Genomic DNA, 17404 nt, shown 5'->3' with positions numbered 1-17404 from the left:
GCGCGCTGCGCCGTGGCAGAGCGGGCTCAGACCACGCCCTGGGCCAGCATGGCGTCGGCCACTTTGACGAAGCCGGCGATGTTGGCGCCGTCGATGTAGCTGACCTTGCCGTCGGCGCGGCGGCCGTACTCCAGGCAAGCCTGGTGGATGCTTTGCATGATGCCGAACAGGCGCTGATCCACTTCCTGGCGCGTCCAGGCCAGGCGCATGGCGTTCTGGCTCATCTCCAGGCCGGAGGTGGCCACGCCGCCGGCGTTGCTGGCTTTGCCGGGCGCGAACAGCACGCCTGCGGCTTCAAACGCCTTGGCCGCTTCGATGGTGCAGGGCATGTTGGCGCCTTCGGCCACGCAGACCACGCCGTTGGCAATCAGCGTCTTGGCGTCGTTCTCGTCCAGTTCGTTCTGCGTAGCGCAGGGCAGGGCGACCTCGGCCGGAATGTGCCAGGGGCGCTTGCCTTCGATGTACTCGGCGCCGACCTTGGCGGCGTAGTCCTTGACGCGGCCGTATTGCACGTTCTTGATGTCCATCAGGATGGCGAGCTTCTCGGGCGAGAAGCCTGCGGGGTCATAGACGGTGCCGTTGGAGTCCGAGCAGGTGACGACGGTGGCGCCCAACGCCATGGCTTTTTCGATGGCGTATTGCGCCACGTTGCCCGAGCCGGAGACGGCCACTTTCATGCCCTGGAAGGAGTTGCGCGCCTCATTGAGCATGGCTTCGGCAAAGTACACAGTGCCGTAGCCGGTGGCCTCGGGGCGGATCAGCGAGCCGCCCAGGTTCAGCGGCTTGCCGGTGAGCACGCAGTCGGCGCGGTTGGTGAGCTTTTTGATGTAACCGGCGATGTAGCCGATCTCACGCCCGCCCACGCCGATGTCGCCCGCAGGCACATCGGTGTCGGCGCCGACGTGGCGGTACAGCTCGGCGGCAAAGGCCTGGCAGAAACGCATGATTTCGCCATTGCTCTTGCCCTTGGGGTCGAAGTCCGAGCCGCCCTTGCCGCCGCCCATGGGCAGGGTGGTCAGCGCGTTTTTGAAGGTTTGTTCAAAGGCCAGGAATTTCAGCACCGAGAGGTTGACCGAGGGGTGAAAGCGCAGGCCGCCCTTGTAGGGGCCGATGGCCATGCTGTGCTGGATGCGGTAGCCGCGGTTGACTTGCACCTTGCCCGCGTCGTCCACCCAGCAGACGCGGAACATGATGATGCGCTCTGGTTCTGCCAGGCGCTCCAGCAGATTGTGTTCGGCGTATTGCGGGTGCTTGCTGATGAAGGGCCAGAGGCTCTCGAACACTTCAGTGGCCGCTTGTTGGAATTCGGGCTGGCCGGGGTTGCGCTGGGCAATGTGGTCGAGAAATTGCTGGAGGGACAGATCAGACATGGTAGGGAGGTCCTGAAAAAAAGAATCAAACGAAATGCCGCTTGCGCCTGCCGCTGCTGCATTGCCCATGCCAGGGGCAGATACCGGACACGCACAGGGCAGGCCCCAGGGGCAACGTCTCAGAACAAGGGGTTCTCAGGTTGCTTGGCGAGTGTCGCGCGCACGGCCTTTGGGCTGTATGACGCCATCTCCACGCAATTTGCCGCTGTGGTGCGAAGCCCCGTCGTGGGGGGATTCGCGCACACGCACACCTGGGCCACCGGCGGCGATCAGCGCCAGGGCCTCGATCCATCGGCCAGCAAGGATTTCAAGCAGGTGCATGGCCAGCCTGTGCCGTGCACCACGCGACAGGGGGGGTAAATCAGACGCGCTTGCGGTACTCGCCGGTGCGCGTGTCGATCTCGATGCGATCGCCCTGGTTGACGAACAGCGGCACGGCCACTTCAAAGCCCGTGGCAATTTTCGAAGGCTTGAGTACCTTGCCCGAGGTGTCGCCCTTGACGCCCGGCTCGGTCCAGGTGACCTCGCGCTCCACGCTGGTGGGCAGTTCCACCGAAATGGCCTTGCCGTCGTAGAACACCACTTCGGCGCTCATGCCGTCTTCCAGGTAGTTCAGGGCGTCGCCCATGTTGGCGGCCTCGACCTCGTACTGGTTGTATTCGCTGTCCATCCACACGTACATCGGGTCGGCAAAGTAGGAGTAGGTGCACTCCTTCTTGTCGAGGATGACGTTGTCGATCTTGTCGTCGGCCTTGAACACCACCTCGGTGCCCATGTTCGACAGCAGCGCCTTGAGCTTCATGCGCACCGTTGCCGCGCCGCGCCCGCCGCGTGCGTATTCGGTCTTGAGGACGATCATCGGATCCTTGCCATGCATGATGACGTTGCCGGCGCGGATTTCTTGTGCGATTTTCATAAAAGATAAGCGTTGTCTGGATCAAAGAATCCTGCTTGGCAGGGGCCTGCCATGGGTGCTGCAGTGCAAAAAAAAGCTGCGAGATCAAAGCCCGCAGCCCGCGCAACTGATAGAAAAAATCGCCACGACCAATGGACAGGCCCACACAGGGCCGAAGGCGGATTTTATCCCAATCCCCAGCACGGGCAGAAAAAACGCCAGTCCACGGCAAGGCCTGCTTACCGCCCTGCAGCAGGCAATAGCGCGCATCTTCTGCGAGAATCGCGCGCCGTGAATTTCTCCTCCTTCATCCAAAATGCAGCGGTGATGGCGCTGCCGGTGCTGTTGGCCATCACCATCCATGAGGCCGCGCACGCCTATGTGGCGCGGCGCCTGGGCGATCCCACGGCGGCCTTGCTCGGGCGCGTCACGCTCAACCCCTTCAAGCACATCGACCCCTTTGGCACGGTGCTGCTGCCCTTGCTGCTGTTGTTCGCCTCGCAGGGCGCGCTGATGTTCGGCTACGCCAAGCCAGTGCCGGTGAACACGCGCAAGCTGCGCAACCCGCGCTACGACATGGTCTGGGTGGCGCTGGCTGGGCCACTGTCCAACTTGCTGCAGGCCGTGCTGTGGACGCTGCTGCTGGCTGTGCTGCTGTGGCTGGGCCAGCAGGGCCTGTACGAGCCCTTCTTCGCCCGCATGGCCTGGGCCGGCATCATGGTCAACCTGGTGCTGGCGGCGCTGAATCTGTTCCCGCTGCCGCCGCTCGATGGCGGGCGTATTGCCGTGGGCCTGCTGCCCGCGCGCCCGGCCCACTACCTGGCGCGGCTGGAGCCGCTGGGCTTTTTCATCGTGCTGGGCCTGTTGTGGCTGAACCTGCTCGATCGCTACTGGCTCTACCCGCTGCTTGAAGCCGGGCTGCAGGTGCTGCTGCAGCCGCTGCAATGGCTGGGGCTGCCGCTGCCATGATGCGGGCGCTGCCTGCTGCCGCTCACTCTTTTTCGCTTGCCATCCATGACCACCCGTTTCCTCACCGGCATCACCCCCTCGGGCATCCCGCACCTGGGCAATTACGCAGGCGCCATTCGGCCCTCGGTGCGCTCGCAGGCCCAGCCCGGCGCCGAGCATTTCTTCTTCCTGGCCGACCTGCACAGCCTGATCAAGTCGCAAAACCCGGTGCAGACCCAGCAATCGACGCTGGAGATCGCTGCCACCTGGATCGCCTGCGGGCTGGACCCCGAGCAGGTGACCTTCTACCGCCAGAGCGACATCCCCGAAATCCCGCAGCTGACCTGGCTGCTGACCTGCGTCACCGGCAAGGGCCTGCTCAACCGCGCCCATGCCTACAAGGCCGCGGTGGACAAGAATGCCGAGACGGGCGCCGACCCCGACGCCGACGTCACCGCCGGGCTGTTCATGTATCCGGTGCTGATGGCCGCCGACATCATGATGTTCAAGGCGCACAAGGTGCCCGTGGGGCGCGACCAGGTGCAGCACATCGAGATGGCGCGCGACATGGCCGCCAGCTTCAACCACATCTACGGCCACGGGCAGGAGCTGTTGGTGCCGCCAGAGGCGCTGGTGGACGAGCATGTGGCCACGCTGCCCGGCCTGGACGGGCGCAAGATGAGCAAGAGCTACGGCAACACCATCGCCCTGTTCACGCCGCGCGAGCAGCTGCGCAAGCTCATCATGGGCATTGCCACCGACTCGCGCGCGCCGGGCGAGCCCAAGGAAACCGAAGGCTCGGCCATCTTCCAGATCTACCAGGCCTTTGCCAGCGCCGAGCAAACCGAGGCCATGCGCCAAGCCTTCGCCCAGGGCATTGCCTGGGGCGAGGCCAAGCAGCAACTCTTTGAGCTGATCGACGCCGAGATTGCCCCGATGCGCGCGCAGTTCGATGCCCTGATGGCCGACCCGGCGCGCATCGAGGCCATCTTGCAGCGCGGCGCCGAAAAAGCCCGCGCCGAGGCCGCGCCCTATCTGGCCGAGCTCAAGCGCGCCGTGGGCCTGTGCGACCTGCGCCAGCCGCTGGCCCGGCCCGCCGCGCCGGATGCCGCCGCGGCCGAAGCCCCGCCGCAGATCAAGCAATACCGCGAAGCCGACGGCCAGTTCTACTTCAAGCTCACCACCGCCCGCGGCGCGCCGCTGCTGCAAAGCCTGGCCTACGCCAGCGGGCGCGAGGCCGGCCAGGCCGTGCAGCAACTCAAGCGCCAAGGGGCCGCCGCGCTGGATGCGCTGGCCGCGCAGCTGCAACCCTTCACGCGCGACGAGGCGCTCGATCAGGCGCTGCAGGCGCTGGTGCAGGCGCAGCAGCAGGGCTAACCTGCGGCGATGCGGCCTGCTCGCACCACGTTTTTTGACTTCCCCCCCCGCCGTCTTTGGGAGCGCCCCTGACCATGCCCGACAGCGCCGAGCACCTGCAAAGCCATTTCAGCACCCGCCATTTCCGTGATGCGCTGGGCAGCTTCGCCAGCGGCGTGACCATCGTCACCACGCTGGACGCCCAGGGCCAGCCTGCGGGCCTGACGGTCAGCTCCTTTGCCTCGGTGTCGCTGGAGCCGCCGCTGGTGCTGTGGAGTTTGCTCAACGCCTCCAGCCACCTGCAGGACTTTTTGCACTGTCAGCACTTTGCCATCAACGTGCTGGCTGCCGACCAGCTGCTGCTGGCGCAGCGCTTTGCCACGCCGGGCCTGGATCGCTTTCGCAACCTGCAAACCGTCCGCGCTGCCAGCGGCGTGCCGCTGTTGCCTGGTGCGCTGGCCTGGTTCGAATGCCGCCGCCACGCCCAGCACCTGGCGGGCGACCACACCATCTTCATCGGCCAGGTCGAGCGCGTGGGCTACCGTGGCGCCTGGCCGCGCGAGCTGCCCGGCGCCGACCCGGCCCAGTGCCCACAGGCCCTGGCGCCGCTGCTCTACCACCGTGGCATCCTGCACCAGGGCACGCTGCCCGCGCCGGCTGCAGCGCACAGCCGGCAGACGAACAAGAAATCGTGAGTCAACAAAGGCCTGCGCGAAGCGCGGCGTGCGCTGCGATTCGCGCAAAGTGCATACACGCTCTAAGCGGCCAGCGGCGGCGCAAAGCGCCGCAGGCGCAGCGCATTGCCCAGCACGAACAGGCTGGACAAGGCCATGGCGCCGGCGGCGAACACCGGCGAGAGCAGCACGCCCCATAGCGGGTAAAGCAGGCCAGCGGCCACTGGGATCAGCGCAGTGTTGTAGGCAAAGGCCCAGAACAGGTTCTGGCCGATGTTGCGCATGGTCGCGCGCGAGAGCGCGATGGCGTTGGGCACGGCCTGCAGATTGCCCGAGATCAGCACCACGTCGGCCGATTCGATGGCCACGTCCGTGCCGGTGCCGATGGCCAGGCCCACGTGCGCCTCGGCCAGCGCCGGGGCGTCGTTGATGCCGTCGCCGACGAAGGCCACCGGGCCGTGCGCGGCGCGCAGCGCCTGCACGGCCTGCACCTTGCCGCCTGGCAGCACCTCGGCCACCACCTCATCGATGCCCAGGCGCTGGGCGATGGCCTGGGCGGTGCGGGCGTTGTCGCCGGTGATCATGGCCACCTTCAGCCCTTGTGCGTGCAGCGCGGCGATGGCCGCAGGCGTGCTGGGCTTGATGGCATCGGCCACGGCGATGATGGCCGCCAGGCGTCCGCCGAGCGCGGCGTACAGCGGCGTCTTGCCCTCGCTGCCCAGGCGCTGGGCGGTGGCGGCAAACACGCCGCAGTCCAGCCCGAGCTGCTGCATGAAGCGGTCGGCGCCGATCTCCACGCGCTGCCCGTCCACCTCGGCGCGCACGCCCAGCCCGGTGACGGATTCGAAGGCCTGCACCGCTGGCAGCGTCAGCGCCTGTTGCTCGGCCGCTTGCACGATGGCGCGCGCAATCGGGTGCTCCGAGCGCGCCTCGACCGCCGCCACATGGGCCAGCACCTGCTCGGGCGTGAAGCCGCCAGTGGTTTCCAGATCGGTGAGCGTGGGGCGCCCCTCAGTCAGGGTGCCGGTCTTGTCCAGCGCCACCACCCGCACCTCGTGCAAGGCCTGCAGCGCCTGGCCCTTGCGGTAGAGGATGCCCAGCTCCGCCCCCCGACCGGTGCCGACCATGATGGAAGTGGGCGTGGCCAGGCCCATGGCGCAGGGGCAGGCGATGATGAGCACGGCCACGGCATTGACCAGCGCCAGCGTCAGCGCCGGGGCCGGGCCCAGCAGCAGCCAGGCCCCAAAGGTCAGCGCTGCGATCAGCATGATGACCGGCACGAACCACAGCGTCACCTTGTCCACCAGCGCCTGGATGGGCAGCTTGGCCGCCTGGGCTTGCTGCACCATGCGGATGATCTGCGCCAGCACCGTGGCTTCGCCCACGGCCGTGGCCTGCATGGTGAAGGCGCCTGTTTGGTTGACGGTGCCGCCCACCAGCTGCTGGCCTGGCGTTTTGGCCACGGGCACCGGCTCGCCCGAGATCATCGACTCATCCACAAAGCTTTGGCCTTCGAGCAATTGACCATCGACCGGAATGCGCTCGCCCGGGTGCACCTGCAGTACGTCGCCAGCGAGCACCTGGTCAATGGGCAGATCGACGAATTGCTCGCCACGGCGCACGCGCGCCGTCTTGGCCTGCAGGCGCAGCAGTCGCGCAATCGCCGCCGAGGTGCGGCCCTTGGCGCGCGCCTCCAGCAGCCGCCCCAGCAGAATCAGCGCCACGATCACCGCCGCCGCCTCGAAATACACATGGCTCGCGCCCTGTGGCAGCCAGTGTGGCGCAAAGGTGGCCACCAGCGAATAGCCATAGGCCGCCAGCGTGCCCACGGCCACCAGGGAGTTCATGTCCGGCGCGCCGCGCAGCAGCGCCGGGATGCCCTGGCGGTAAAAGCGCCGCCCCGGCCCCAGCAGCACCAGCGTAGTCAGCACGCATTGCAGCAGCCAGCTGTTGCGCTCGCCGATGTGCTGCGCAATCCAGTGGTGCATGCCCGGCACCATGTGCGCGCCCATCTCCAGCACGAACACTGGCAGTGCCAGCAGCGTGGCCAGCAGCCAGTCGCGCTGCAGCTGCGCACGCTCGGCCTCCTGCTCGGCCTGGGCCTGCGCATCCTCCAGCCCGGCCGGGCCGTCCAATTGCCGCGCGGCATAGCCGGCCCGCTCGATGGCCGCCAGCAGCGCCTGGCCACTGGCGGCGCCGCGCACCGTGGCGCGTTGCGTGGCCAGGTTGACCGAGGCTTGCTCCACACCGGGCACGGCGCCCAGCGCACGCTCGACGCGCCCGACACAGGCCGCGCAGCTCATGCCGCTGACGGCCAGTTCGATGGTGGCGGTGGGGGCGGCATCATGGGCCGAAGGGGCAGTGCTGGCAGGCTTCATGGCAACAAAGTAAAGGCTTGGGTCAGATTCTCAAGGTAGGCGCAAGTGTAGGCCGCAGAACTTGCCCATCTTGCTCAAGGGGAGGGCTGTACGAATCCGCATGGGCGCGCGATGCGCTGGGCACGCAGGCCTTCGCGCAACTTGCGCAAGGGCGGCCAGGTCGCGGTTGCAAGGCCTGCTTCGTGTCATACTCGCCGCCCTCTTTATTTGTCAAACAAAGCTTACAGATCATGCGCTTTCAACGTACTTTCACTGCACTGATGTTCACTGTCTCGGCACTGTTTGCTGCTCAGGCGCCGGCCCAGGCCGAGCAGACCCGCCAGCTGGTGGTGGGCTCCAGCGCGACCTACGCGCCGTTTGCCTTTGAGAACAAGGAAAAGCAAATCGTCGGCTTCGACATCGACATTATCAACGCCATTGCGCAGCAGCAGCAGCTCAAGGTCCGCCTGGTCAACACGCCGTTTTCCAGCATCTTTGCCGCGCTCAACAACGGCGATGTGGATTTGGTGATCTCTGGCGTGACCATCAACGACAAGCGCAAGCAAAGCTTCGATTTCTCGGCCCCGTACTTCGATGCCAAGCAGCTCATTGCCGTGCCGCAGGACAGCGCCATCGCCTCGCTCAAGGACATCGCCGGCAAGAAGGTGGCGGTGGTCAGCGGCTCCACTGGCGACGACGTGGCCAGCCGCGAGCTGGGCAAGACCAGCCCGAACGTGCGCCGCTTCGAGAGCACGCCACTGATCATTGCCGAGCTGGCCGCTGGCGGCGTGGATGCGGCCATTGGCGACAACGGCGTGATCGCCTACCGCGTGTCGCAGACGCCAGGGCTGAAGACGGTGGACGACCCCAACTTCCCCCAAGAGTATTTCGGCATCGTGGTGCGCAAGGGCGATGACGAATTGCGCGCCAAGATCGACGCCGGCCTGGCCGCCATCCGCGCCGATGGCACTTACAACCGCCTCTACAAGAAGTGGTTCGACAAGGATTACGTTGCGCAGTGATGCCGTGAGGGCGGGGCGTGAGCCGCCGCTCTGCCAGTTTCGCGCTGCGGCCGTGCAGCGCCAACCTGCGCAGGGGCACCCAGTAGCTGCCGCCTGCGCCGGTGTTGAGTGCAGAGGCCGGGATGTGCGCCCGGCGGCGCACCTCCTTTTCTTGTCTCGCCAAGAAAAGGAGGCAAAAGAAGGCGACCCCACTGCCCGCGACCCCGGCGCTGCGCGCCGGGGCGACCTGTGCCGATGGCCTGCCAGGGCGGATGCTGCGGAAACTCGCTGCGCGGCTTTGCCGCTGCGCTCAAACAGCCGCAGCGAAATTTGATGAACGAAGCAGGCCCACTGTGTGTGGGCCTGCCCGCCCTGTCAGGCCACCGTCACAGGCGCTGGCAGAAGGGGGCTTTGCCCGGGCCATCGCTGCGCTCGGCCTTGGGCTGGTGCCTGTTTTTCGGCCTGCGCCGCACCTACCAAAAACAACCAATCTTGCTTGCCGTCCGGCCGCCACAGGCTCGCCGGGCCCCATCCGCCATGAATGACAACGCCACGGCCTGGTTCGGCTGGTTCCGCGCCGACATCCTGGTCGAATACCAATCCCTGTTCTGGCACGGCGCCCTGATCACCGTGGGCATGACGCTGGCATGCGTGCTCATGGGCTGCATGCTGGGCCTGCTGCTGGCGCTGGCCAGGCTGGCCCAGGCGCGCCATGCGCCCTGGCGCGGCCTGTGCCGCTATCTGTTGCGCTGGCCGTCCACCGCCTACGTCAGCTTTTTTCGCGGCACGCCGCTGTTCGTGCAAATCATGCTGATGCACTTTGCCGTGATGCCGGTGTTCATCCATCCGCAGGACGGCCTGCTGGTCAGCGGCGAGCTGGCGCGCCAGCTCAAGCAGGACTACGGCGCGCTGCTCTCGGGCGTGGTGGCGCTGACGCTGAACTCCGGCGCCTACATCTCCGAAGTGTTTCGCGCCGGCATCCAGTCGATCTCGCGCGGCCAGCGCCAGGCTGCGCTGTCGTTGGGCATGACGCCCGCCCAAAGCATGCGCTACATCGTGCTGCCGCAGGCCTTCAGACGCATGCTGCCGCCGCTGGGCAACAACATGATTGCCTTGCTCAAGGACACCTCGCTGGTCTCGGCCATCGGCCTGGCCGAGATGGCCTACGCCGCGCGCACCGTGGCCGGCGCCTACAGCCGCTATTGGGAGCCTTATCTGGCCATCGCCCTGGCCTATTGGCTGATGACCTTCTTGCTCACCCTGGGGCTGCGCAGGCTGGAGCGGCACCTGGCGCGCGCTGACGCATAGCGCACAGCGCGCCGGAGTGTGTGACGCGCGGTTTGCCAGCCGGGCCCTACCATATGCACTTTGCTTTTCGACTGGGAGATTGAGCGCCATGCACACCAAAGAGCCCACAGACGCAGCCCTGCAGCACACGCACGAGCAGGACAAGGAGCAGCCGCTGCGCGAGGACATCCGCCTGCTCGGGCGTTTGCTGGGCGAGGTGATCCGCGAGCAGGATGGCGATGCCGCCTTCGAGATGATCGAGCGCATCCGCCAGCTGGCCGTGGCCGACCGCCGGGCGAGCCAGGCTGAGGCAGGCCAGGCCAGCAGCGGCCTGCAGCCGCTGTTGCAAAGCCTGAGCAACGACGACACCGTCACGGTGGCGCGCGCCTTCACCTACTTCAGCCACCTGGCCAACCTGGCCGAGGACCAGCACTTCCTGCGTCGGCGCGAGGTGCACGAGCGCCGCGGCGAGCATCCGCGCGGCAGCCTGGCCGATGCGCTGGCGCGGCTGCGCGCGGCCGGCGTCGATGCGCCGCAGGTGCTGGCGACGCTGGCACAGGCCTATGTCTCGCCGGTGCTCACCGCCCACCCTACCGAAGTACAGCGCAAAAGCATTCTGGATACGGAAAAGCGCATCGCCCAGCTGCTGGCCGAGCGCGGCCGCCTGCAGCAGCAGGCGCAGCGCGACGCGGCGCTGGGCCAGCCCGACGCGCGCCTGCCAGCGCGGCTGGCGGCCAACGAAGCGGCGCTGCGCGCGCGCATCACCCAGCTGTGGCAAACGCGGTTGAACCGTTACTCACGCCTGACGGTGCACGACGAGATCGACAACGCGCTGAGCTATTACGAGGCCACCTTTCTGGAGGAAATCCCGCAGCTGTACGCCCAGTTGCAGGCCCTGCTGCTGCCTGGCCAGCCCGCATCGCCGCGCCTTGCGTTGCCGAGCTTTTTCCGCATGGGCCAATGGATTGGCGGCGACCGCGACGGCAACCCCAACGTCACCGCGCACACGCTGCGCTACGCGCTGGCGCGCCAAAGCGGCGTGGCGCTGCGCCACTACCTGGCCCAGGTGCATGCGCTGGGCGCGGAGCTGTCCATGTCCGAGCGGCGCGTGCCTGTCAGCGCCGCCTTGCAGGCCCTGGCGGACGCCTCGGGCGACGACAGCCCGCACCGCGCTGATGAGCCCTACCGCCGCGCCCTCAGCGGCATCTATGCGCGCCTGGCCGCCACCCTGGCGCAACTGGGCGATGCCGGGCCTGGCAGCGCGCCACTGCCCGCGCCCCGGCCCATGCAAATGCCGCGCCCGGCCTACGCGCATGCGGGCGAGCTGCTGGCCGACTTGCAGGTGATTGCCGACTCGCTGCACGCCCACCATGGCCAGGCCCTGATGCCCGAGCGCCTGCTGCCGCTGATGCGCAAGGTGGACGTATTCGGCTTTTGCCTGAGCACGCTGGATTTGCGCCAAAGCTCCGACCAGCACGAGGCCGTGCTGACCGAGCTGCTGCGCGTGGCGCGGCTGGCGCCCGACTACGGTGCGCTGGACGAAGCCCAGCGCCAGGCGCTGTTGCTGCAACTGCTGGATGAGCCGCGCTCGCTGCGCGTGCCCGAGCACGCCTACTCGCCCCTGGCGCGCAGCGAGCTGGAAATCTTCGACACCGCACGCGAGATGCTGCAGGCCTACGGCCCGCAGGCCATTGGCCACTGCATCATCAGCCACACCGAGAGCGTCAGCGACCTGCTCGAAGCCCTGCTGCTGCTCAAGGAAGCCGGCCTGGTGCAAGGCCGCCTGAGCGAGCAGGCGCAGGCCAGCCTGATCGTCGTGCCGCTGTTCGAGACCATTGCCGATTTGCGCCAGGCCCCGGCCATCATGCAGGGCTACTACGACTGCCCCGGCATTGCGCCCATGATGCTGCGCTCGGGCGGTGAGCAGGACATCATGCTGGGCTACTCCGACAGCAACAAGGACGGCGGCATCTTCACCAGCCACTGGGAGCTGTACATGGCTGGCACTGCATTGGTGCAGTGCTTTGCCGACATTGGCGAGCGCCATGGCGGGCAAATCCGGCTGCGCATGTTCCACGGCCGCGGCGGCGCCGTCGGGCGCGGCGGCGGCCCCAGCTACGACGCCATCCTGGCGCAGCCGCCGGGCACCGTGCGCGGCCAGATCCGCCTGACCGAGCAGGGCGAGGTCATCGCCTCCAAATACGCCAACGCCGAAATTGGCCGCCGCAACCTGGAAACCCTGGTGGCCGCCACCCTGGAGGCCACGCTGCTGCCGCAACGCCAGCCTGTGCCTGCGCACTATCTGGCCGTGGCGCAGGCGCTGTCCGAAGCCAGCATGCGCGCCTATCGCGCGCTGGTGTTCGAGACGCCCGACTTCGCGCGCTACTTCTTCAACGCCACGCCGGTGCGCGAAATCGCCGAGCTGCACATCGGCTCGCGCCCGGCCTCGCGCAAGCCCGGCCAGCGCCTGCAGGATTTGCGCGCCATTCCCTGGAGCTTTGGCTGGGGCCAAAGCCGCCTGACGCTGCCGGGCTGGTATGGCTTTGGCAGCGCCGTGCAGGCTTTTGTAGAAGGCCAGGCCCAGCCGGCTGCGGCGGCCGGCGGCCAGCCCCTGCCGCCGCTGGCCACGCCCGCCCAACGCCAGGCCCTGCTGCAAGAGATGGCCAGCCAGTGGCCCTTCCTGCAGACCCTGCTCTCGAACATGGACATGGTGCTGGCCAAGAGCGATCTGGTGCTGGCCGAGCGCTACAGCCGCCTGGTGCCCGACGCCGCGCTGGCGCAGGCGGTGTTTGCCCAGATCAGCGCCGAATGGCAGCGCACCGTGGCCGCGCTGGAGCTGCTGACCGGCCAGCGCCAGCGGCTGGCGGGCAACCCTGGCTTGGCGCGCTCCATCCGCCACCGCTTCCCCTACATTGACCCGCTGCACCACATCCAGGTCGAACTGCTCGAACGCTGGCGCGCCGGCGGGGCCGACGAGCGCGTGCAAACGGCCATCCACATCAGCATCAACGGCATCGCCGCCGCGCTGCGCAACACGGGTTGACGGCGACGATCTGCACGACGCATCCAGGGCAAGGGGTGCGCCCGGCCCTGACAGGCGCTGTCAGCGCCGCGCCGAGATCACGATGCCGGTGACGATCAGCGCAAACGCGGCGGCGTGGTAGGGCTGGGGCGCCTCGCCCAGCAGCAGGGCCGACATCAGCGCGGCAAACAGCGGCGTGAGGTTGGAGAACAGCGCCGCCAGCGTCGGCCCGGCGCGCTGCACGCCCATGCCCCAGCAGCGGTAAGCAATCAACCCCGGCCCCAGGGCGATGAACAGCAGCCCTGCGGCCAACGGTAGGCCCCAGCGGATGGGTTGCGCGCCGCTGCTCCATTCCAACCCGGCGGCCAGCGCGCACCAGCCGATGCCCAGCAGCACCTGCACCAGCAAAAAAGCCGCCCAGTCGCTGCGCAATGCAGAGGCCACTGGGGCGCGCAGCAGCAGCCAGCTGTAGCCCGCCCAGCACAGCGCGGCCAGCAGCATCAGCAAATCGCCGGGCACCAGCGACAGCGCCGCCAGCTGCTGCCAGCTGCCGCGCGTGAGCACCAGCAGCACGCCCGCCAGCGAGAACAACGTGGCCAGGCCCTGGCGCCAGCTGGGGCGCTCGGCAAAGAACAGCGCGCCCACCAGCATCATCCAGATGGGCGAGCTGGCGGCCACCAGCGTGATGTTGATGGGGCTGGAGCTGCGCAGCGCCATGTACTGCAAGGCGTTGTAGCAGCCAATGCCCAGCAGCCCCATCAGCAACAGCGGCCGCAGGCTGGCCAGCGCCTGATGTCGCAATGACCACAGCCGCCAGCCCAGCGGCAACAGCAGCAGCGCCACCAGCACCCAGCGCAGCAGGTTCAGCGTGATGGGCGGCACCAGCGGCGCCAGCATGCGCCCGGCCACGGCATTGCCGGCCCACAGCAGCGGCGGGATGGTCAGCAGGGCAGCGGTGGCGGGCGTGAGGGCGAAGGCAGGCATGGCGTGTCTCGTGTGGGCGTGAGGTAGCGGCGCTGCCGCCCGGTGGGCGGCAGCCGTGGGCACAGGCTTTCAGGCCCGCTTGCGCCGAGATTGGAGCAGGCTTTCACTGCCGCAGCTGCTGGCGCAGCTGCTCGCCCACTTCAGGCTTGTGGGCAAAGGGGTCGCTGGGATTGCGCTGCTGCATGATGTCTTCGAGCCGGGTCTGCACCGGGCCCAGGGCCTGGGGATGGCTGTAGATGTAGAAGCGATCCTGGGCGATGGCGTCAAAGACCATGTGCGCCACGTCGGCGGCGCTGACCTTGCCCGATTGCACGGCCTTTTTGCCCATGGCTTCGCCCACGCGCTGGCTGGCAGTCAGCGCTTGCCCGGCCAGCGCCTGTGGGCGGTTGCGGCCACTGTCGGCGATGCCGGTGGGCACGAAGTAGGGGCACAGCACGCTGGCGCCGATTTGCTCGGTGACCAGGCGCAGGTCCTGGTAGAGCGTTTCGGTCAGGGCCACGACGGCGTGCTTGCTGACGTTGTACAGCCCCATGTTGGGCGGCGTGAGCAGGCCAGCCATGCTGGCGGTGTTGACGATGTGGCCCCGCCAGGCTGGATCCTGGCGTGCGGCCTGCAGCATCATGGGGGTGAAGCTGTGTACGCCGTGCACCACGCCCATCAGGTTCACGCCCATGACCCAGGCCCATTCCTGGGGCGTGTTCTCCCACACCAGGCCGGCGGCGGAGACGCCGGCGTTGTTGAACACGAAGTGCGGCGCGCCCAGCGCCTGCTGCACCTGCTGGGCCAGGGCCTGCATGGCGGCGGCGTCGCTGACGTCCACGCGTTGGGCCAGCAGTTGGCGGCCGCGCGCGGCCAGCTGCGGTTGCAGCTCGGCGGCGGCGCGCGCCAGCGCGTCCTGCTGCACGTCCACCAGCACCAGGTGCATGCCGCGCGCGGCGGCAATGCGCGCGCATTCCAGCCCGAAGCCCGAGCCTGCGCCGGTGAGCACGGCGGTCTTGCCATCGAAGTCGCGGATCATGGCGGTCCTCCTTTTTACGTGCGTAGCGGCTTGGGGAGCGCGCTCAGATCAGCTTGACCAGCTGCTTGCCGAAGTTCTTGCCGCGCAGCATGCCCAGGAAGGCTTCCGGGGCGGCCTCGATGCCTTGGGCGATGGATTCGCGCGGGCGCAGTTTGCCGCTGGCCACCAGCTCGCCAAGCTCCTTGAGGGCGGCGGGCCAGACGTGCATGTGCTCGCTGACGATGAAGCCTTCGACGCGCATGCGGTTGACCAGGATCAGCGCGGGGTTGAGCATGGGCAGTGGCTGGCCATCGTAGCCGGCGATCATGCCGCACAGCGCAATGCGCGCGAAGGCGTTGGTGCGCAGCATCACGGCGTCGAGGATCCAGCCGCCGACGTTTTCGAAGTGGCCGTCGATGCCGTCGGGGCAGGCGTCCTTGAGGGCCTTGGCCAGCGAGCGCACGTCCTGGTTGTGGGCGCGGTAGTCGATGCAGACGTCAAAGCCCAGTTCCTGCTCGGCATAGCGGCATTTATCGGGCCCGCCGGCAATGCCCACGACGCGGCAGCCGCGCGCCTTGGCCAGCGCGGCGTAGGCGCTGCCCACGGCGCCGGAGGCGGCGGTGACGGTCACGGTCTGGCCGGGCTTGGGGTCGATGATGTGCACCAGGCCGTAGTAGGCCGTCACGCCGGGCATGCCCACTGCGCCCAAGTAAGCGGACAGCGGCACCGGCCCGGCCGGCACCTTGCGCAGCATGCCGCTCTGGCTGGCATCGACGACGCTGTACTCCTGCCAGCCGCCCATGCCCACGACCAGATCGCCCTCGGCGTACTTGTCGCTGCGGCTTTGCACGATCTCGCCGACGGTGCCGCCGATCATCACTTCGCCCAGCGGCTGCGAGGCCGCGTAGCTTTTGGAGTCGTTCATGCGCCCGCGCATGTATGGATCCAGGCTCAGGTAGTGGTGGCGCACCAGCACCTGGCCGTCTTGCAGCTCAGGGGTTTGGCTGGTCACCAGCTTGAAGTTGCTGGCCGTGGCCTCGCCCTGGGGGCGGTTGTCCAGCAGAATTTGGCGGTTGCTTGGCATGGCGGGGTCTCCTTGCGGTATGGAATGGGGGGATCAGAAAAGGCAGTGCCGCACGGCTTCAGCCGCTGGTGGCACTGGGATTGCTGGCGTGGTCTGCGCCGCCAGCGTTTGGGCTCGGTTCGGTGGCAGGGCGCTCCTTCAGCACGAAGGTGCCGCTGGCCTGGGCGCTGGGCTGGCCATCGCCGTTGAAGACGGTGGCCTCCAGGAACACCAGCGTGCGGGTGCGATGGATCAACCGGCCGCGCGCCGTGAGCACGCCGGTGGAGGGGCGCAAAAAGGTGCTTTTCATCTCCACCGTGATGGCGCCCAGGCCGGGGCGATCGGGCTCCAGCGCGGCAAAGGCCATGGTCACGTCCAGCAGCGTCATGACCACGCCGCCGTGCGCCATGCCGTAGGCGTTCATGTGCTCGGGCAGCGGCGCGATGCGCAGGTGCGAGGCGCCTTCGCCGTAGCTGAGGAACTCGATGCCCAGGTGCTCGATGAAGGGCACGGTAAAGCCCAGCTTGTCCAGCGCCTTCTGGGCCGCGCCCTGTTGGGCAGGGCTGGCGTGGGCCAGGTCGTATGCGGTGCTCATGGGGATGGCCTTTTGCGTGTGTGGCTCTCAAGCGCCGATCTGTGCGCTGACGCCGCCGTCCACGGCCATCAGCTGGCCGGTGATGTGCTTGCCCGCGTCGGAGGCAAACAGCAGTGTGATGCCCTTGAGGTCTTCGTCGTCGCCCAGACGCTGCAGCGGTGCGTGGCGGGCCACGGCATCGGCCCCGCCCATGGCCTTGAGCGTGCCGGCCGTCATCTTGCTTGGGAAGAAGCCTGGGCAGATGGCGTTGACGCGAATGCCCAGGCCGCCCCATTCGGTGGCCAGCGCGCGCGTGAAGTTGATGACCGCGCCCTTGGAGGTGTTGTAGGCAATGGTGGTCATCTGCGCCGGGTTGCCGCCCAGGCCGGCGATGGAGGCAACATTGATGATGCTGCCGCTGCGCCGCGCGATCATGCTCTGGCGCGCGATGAGCTGGCTGAGCAGGAAGTAGCCGCGCACGTTCAGGTTCATGACCTTGTCCCAGGCTTCGAGCGGGTGCTCCTGCGCGGGCGCGCCCCAGGTGGCGCCGGCGTTGTTGACCAGGATGTCCACCTGGCCCAGCTGCTGCTGGGCGTGGGCGGCCAGGCGGCCCAGGTCTTCGGGGTTGGAAGCATCGGCGGCCAGCCACTGCGCATCGATGCCCTGGGCGCGCAGCGCGGCGGCGGCTTCTTCCAGGTCGGCGGCCTTGCGCGAGCTGATGAGCACCTTGGCGCCAGCCTCGCCCAGCGCCTGGGCCATTTGCAGGCCCAGGCCGCGCGAGCCGCCGGTGACGAGCGCGGTCTTGCCGCTGAGGTCGAACAGTTGTTGGATGGTGCGGGTCATGTCGGGGTCTCCTTGGGGTGATATTCGGCGGAC

At 67.8% G+C, this 17404-nt stretch carries 15 protein-coding genes; 6 read left to right on the top strand and 9 right to left on the bottom strand.

What is annotated here, in order from left to right:
* Positions 1-26 precede the first annotated feature (26 nt).
* The 3 genes from gdhA to efp all read right to left on the bottom strand — a co-directional run bounded on the left by gdhA (position 27) and on the right by efp (position 2286).
* A complete protein-coding gene (gdhA, locus tag CLI93_RS10780; protein WP_095543532.1) occupies positions 27-1370 on the bottom strand; it encodes an NADP-specific glutamate dehydrogenase in 1344 nt (447 codons plus the stop codon).
* Positions 1371-1505: 135 nt separating this feature from the next.
* The gene (locus CLI93_RS14945) at positions 1506-1691 is read right to left on the bottom strand and encodes a hypothetical protein (protein ID WP_143326470.1); all 186 of its coding nucleotides are present in this window, start codon (positions 1689-1691) and stop codon (positions 1506-1508) included.
* A 40-nt stretch (positions 1692-1731) separates the two neighbouring features.
* Positions 1732-2286 (bottom strand): elongation factor P, encoded by a 555-nt coding sequence (gene efp / locus CLI93_RS10770; RefSeq protein WP_095539444.1) that lies wholly within the window; start codon positions 2284-2286, stop codon positions 1732-1734.
* A gap of 270 nt (positions 2287-2556) precedes the next feature.
* Between efp and CLI93_RS10765 the strand changes: the two genes are divergently transcribed.
* The 3 genes from CLI93_RS10765 (at position 2557) to CLI93_RS10755 (ending at position 5264) form a co-directional block, all read left to right on the top strand.
* Positions 2557-3234, top strand: a complete 678-nt coding sequence (locus tag CLI93_RS10765) for a site-2 protease family protein (protein ID WP_238944969.1) — start codon at positions 2557-2559, stop codon at positions 3232-3234.
* A gap of 45 nt (positions 3235-3279) precedes the next feature.
* The gene (locus CLI93_RS10760; RefSeq protein WP_095995880.1) at positions 3280-4590 is read left to right on the top strand and encodes a tryptophan--tRNA ligase; all 1311 of its coding nucleotides are present in this window, start codon (positions 3280-3282) and stop codon (positions 4588-4590) included.
* A 74-nt stretch (positions 4591-4664) separates the two neighbouring features.
* Positions 4665-5264, top strand: a complete 600-nt coding sequence (locus tag CLI93_RS10755) for a flavin reductase family protein (RefSeq protein WP_095539674.1) — start codon at positions 4665-4667, stop codon at positions 5262-5264.
* 62 nt (positions 5265-5326) lie between these two features.
* Here CLI93_RS10755 and CLI93_RS10750 read toward each other — a convergent pair whose 3' ends face one another.
* The gene (locus CLI93_RS10750; RefSeq protein WP_095543530.1) at positions 5327-7621 is read right to left on the bottom strand and encodes a heavy metal translocating P-type ATPase; all 2295 of its coding nucleotides are present in this window, start codon (positions 7619-7621) and stop codon (positions 5327-5329) included.
* 260 nt (positions 7622-7881) lie between these two features.
* On the opposite strand from CLI93_RS10750, the gene CLI93_RS10745 reads away from it, so the two are divergent.
* The 3 genes from CLI93_RS10745 (at position 7882) to ppc (ending at position 12931) form a co-directional block, all read left to right on the top strand.
* Positions 7882-8622: a basic amino acid ABC transporter substrate-binding protein gene (locus CLI93_RS10745; protein ID WP_095543543.1), complete on the top strand. Its 741-nt coding sequence runs from the start codon at positions 7882-7884 to the stop codon at positions 8620-8622.
* A 516-nt stretch (positions 8623-9138) separates the two neighbouring features.
* The gene (locus CLI93_RS10740; RefSeq protein WP_095543542.1) at positions 9139-9909 is read left to right on the top strand and encodes an amino acid ABC transporter permease; all 771 of its coding nucleotides are present in this window, start codon (positions 9139-9141) and stop codon (positions 9907-9909) included.
* 88 nt (positions 9910-9997) lie between these two features.
* On the top strand, positions 9998-12931 hold the full coding sequence (gene ppc, locus CLI93_RS10735; protein ID WP_095995896.1) for a phosphoenolpyruvate carboxylase: 2934 nt from the start codon (positions 9998-10000) through the stop codon (positions 12929-12931).
* Positions 12932-12991: 60 nt separating this feature from the next.
* Here ppc and CLI93_RS10730 read toward each other — a convergent pair whose 3' ends face one another.
* The 5 genes from CLI93_RS10730 to CLI93_RS10710 all read right to left on the bottom strand — a co-directional run bounded on the left by CLI93_RS10730 (position 12992) and on the right by CLI93_RS10710 (position 17371).
* Positions 12992-13894 carry a DMT family transporter gene (locus CLI93_RS10730; protein WP_095543060.1) on the bottom strand — a complete coding sequence of 301 codons (903 nt, stop codon included), beginning with the start codon at positions 13892-13894 and terminating at the stop codon, positions 12992-12994.
* A 103-nt stretch (positions 13895-13997) separates the two neighbouring features.
* Positions 13998-14912, bottom strand: a complete 915-nt coding sequence (locus CLI93_RS10725) for an SDR family oxidoreductase (RefSeq protein WP_095995879.1) — start codon at positions 14910-14912, stop codon at positions 13998-14000.
* A gap of 43 nt (positions 14913-14955) precedes the next feature.
* The gene (locus CLI93_RS10720; RefSeq protein ID WP_095543058.1) at positions 14956-15975 is read right to left on the bottom strand and encodes an NADP-dependent oxidoreductase; all 1020 of its coding nucleotides are present in this window, start codon (positions 15973-15975) and stop codon (positions 14956-14958) included.
* A 58-nt stretch (positions 15976-16033) separates the two neighbouring features.
* A complete protein-coding gene (locus CLI93_RS10715; protein ID WP_095995878.1) occupies positions 16034-16549 on the bottom strand; it encodes a PaaI family thioesterase in 516 nt (171 codons plus the stop codon).
* 27 nt (positions 16550-16576) lie between these two features.
* A complete protein-coding gene (locus tag CLI93_RS10710; RefSeq protein ID WP_095543056.1) occupies positions 16577-17371 on the bottom strand; it encodes an SDR family oxidoreductase in 795 nt (264 codons plus the stop codon).
* Positions 17372-17404: the final 33 nt, after the last annotated feature.

Source organism: Vandammella animalimorsus (assembly GCF_002288875.1).
GTDB lineage: Bacteria > Pseudomonadota > Gammaproteobacteria > Burkholderiales > Burkholderiaceae_C > Lampropedia > Lampropedia animalimorsus.
The sequence above is the reverse complement of the archived record's forward strand: the minus strand, read 5'-3'. Positions and strand labels throughout refer to the sequence as shown.

Excerpts from the sequence above, each read along its gene's own strand:
- gdhA (WP_095543532.1), bottom strand. The coding sequence starts at position 1,370 with ATGTCTGATCTGTCCCTCCAGCAATTTCTCGACCACATTGCCCAGCGC.
- CLI93_RS14945 (WP_143326470.1), bottom strand. The coding sequence starts at position 1,691 with ATGCACCTGCTTGAAATCCTTGCTGGCCGATGGATCGAGGCCCTGGCG.
- efp (WP_095539444.1), bottom strand. The coding sequence starts at position 2,286 with ATGAAAATCGCACAAGAAATCCGCGCCGGCAACGTCATCATGCATGGC.
- CLI93_RS10760 (WP_095995880.1), top strand. The coding sequence starts at position 3,280 with ATGACCACCCGTTTCCTCACCGGCATCACCCCCTCGGGCATCCCGCAC.
- CLI93_RS10755 (WP_095539674.1), top strand. The coding sequence starts at position 4,665 with ATGCCCGACAGCGCCGAGCACCTGCAAAGCCATTTCAGCACCCGCCAT.
- CLI93_RS10750 (WP_095543530.1), bottom strand. The coding sequence starts at position 7,621 with ATGAAGCCTGCCAGCACTGCCCCTTCGGCCCATGATGCCGCCCCCACC.
- CLI93_RS10745 (WP_095543543.1), top strand. The coding sequence starts at position 7,882 with ATGTTCACTGTCTCGGCACTGTTTGCTGCTCAGGCGCCGGCCCAGGCC.
- CLI93_RS10740 (WP_095543542.1), top strand. The coding sequence starts at position 9,139 with ATGAATGACAACGCCACGGCCTGGTTCGGCTGGTTCCGCGCCGACATC.
- ppc (WP_095995896.1), top strand. The coding sequence starts at position 9,998 with ATGCACACCAAAGAGCCCACAGACGCAGCCCTGCAGCACACGCACGAG.
- CLI93_RS10730 (WP_095543060.1), bottom strand. The coding sequence starts at position 13,894 with ATGCCTGCCTTCGCCCTCACGCCCGCCACCGCTGCCCTGCTGACCATC.
- CLI93_RS10725 (WP_095995879.1), bottom strand. The coding sequence starts at position 14,912 with ATGATCCGCGACTTCGATGGCAAGACCGCCGTGCTCACCGGCGCAGGC.
- CLI93_RS10720 (WP_095543058.1), bottom strand. The coding sequence starts at position 15,975 with ATGCCAAGCAACCGCCAAATTCTGCTGGACAACCGCCCCCAGGGCGAG.
- CLI93_RS10715 (WP_095995878.1), bottom strand. The coding sequence starts at position 16,549 with ATGAGCACCGCATACGACCTGGCCCACGCCAGCCCTGCCCAACAGGGC.
- CLI93_RS10710 (WP_095543056.1), bottom strand. The coding sequence starts at position 17,371 with ATGACCCGCACCATCCAACAACTGTTCGACCTCAGCGGCAAGACCGCG.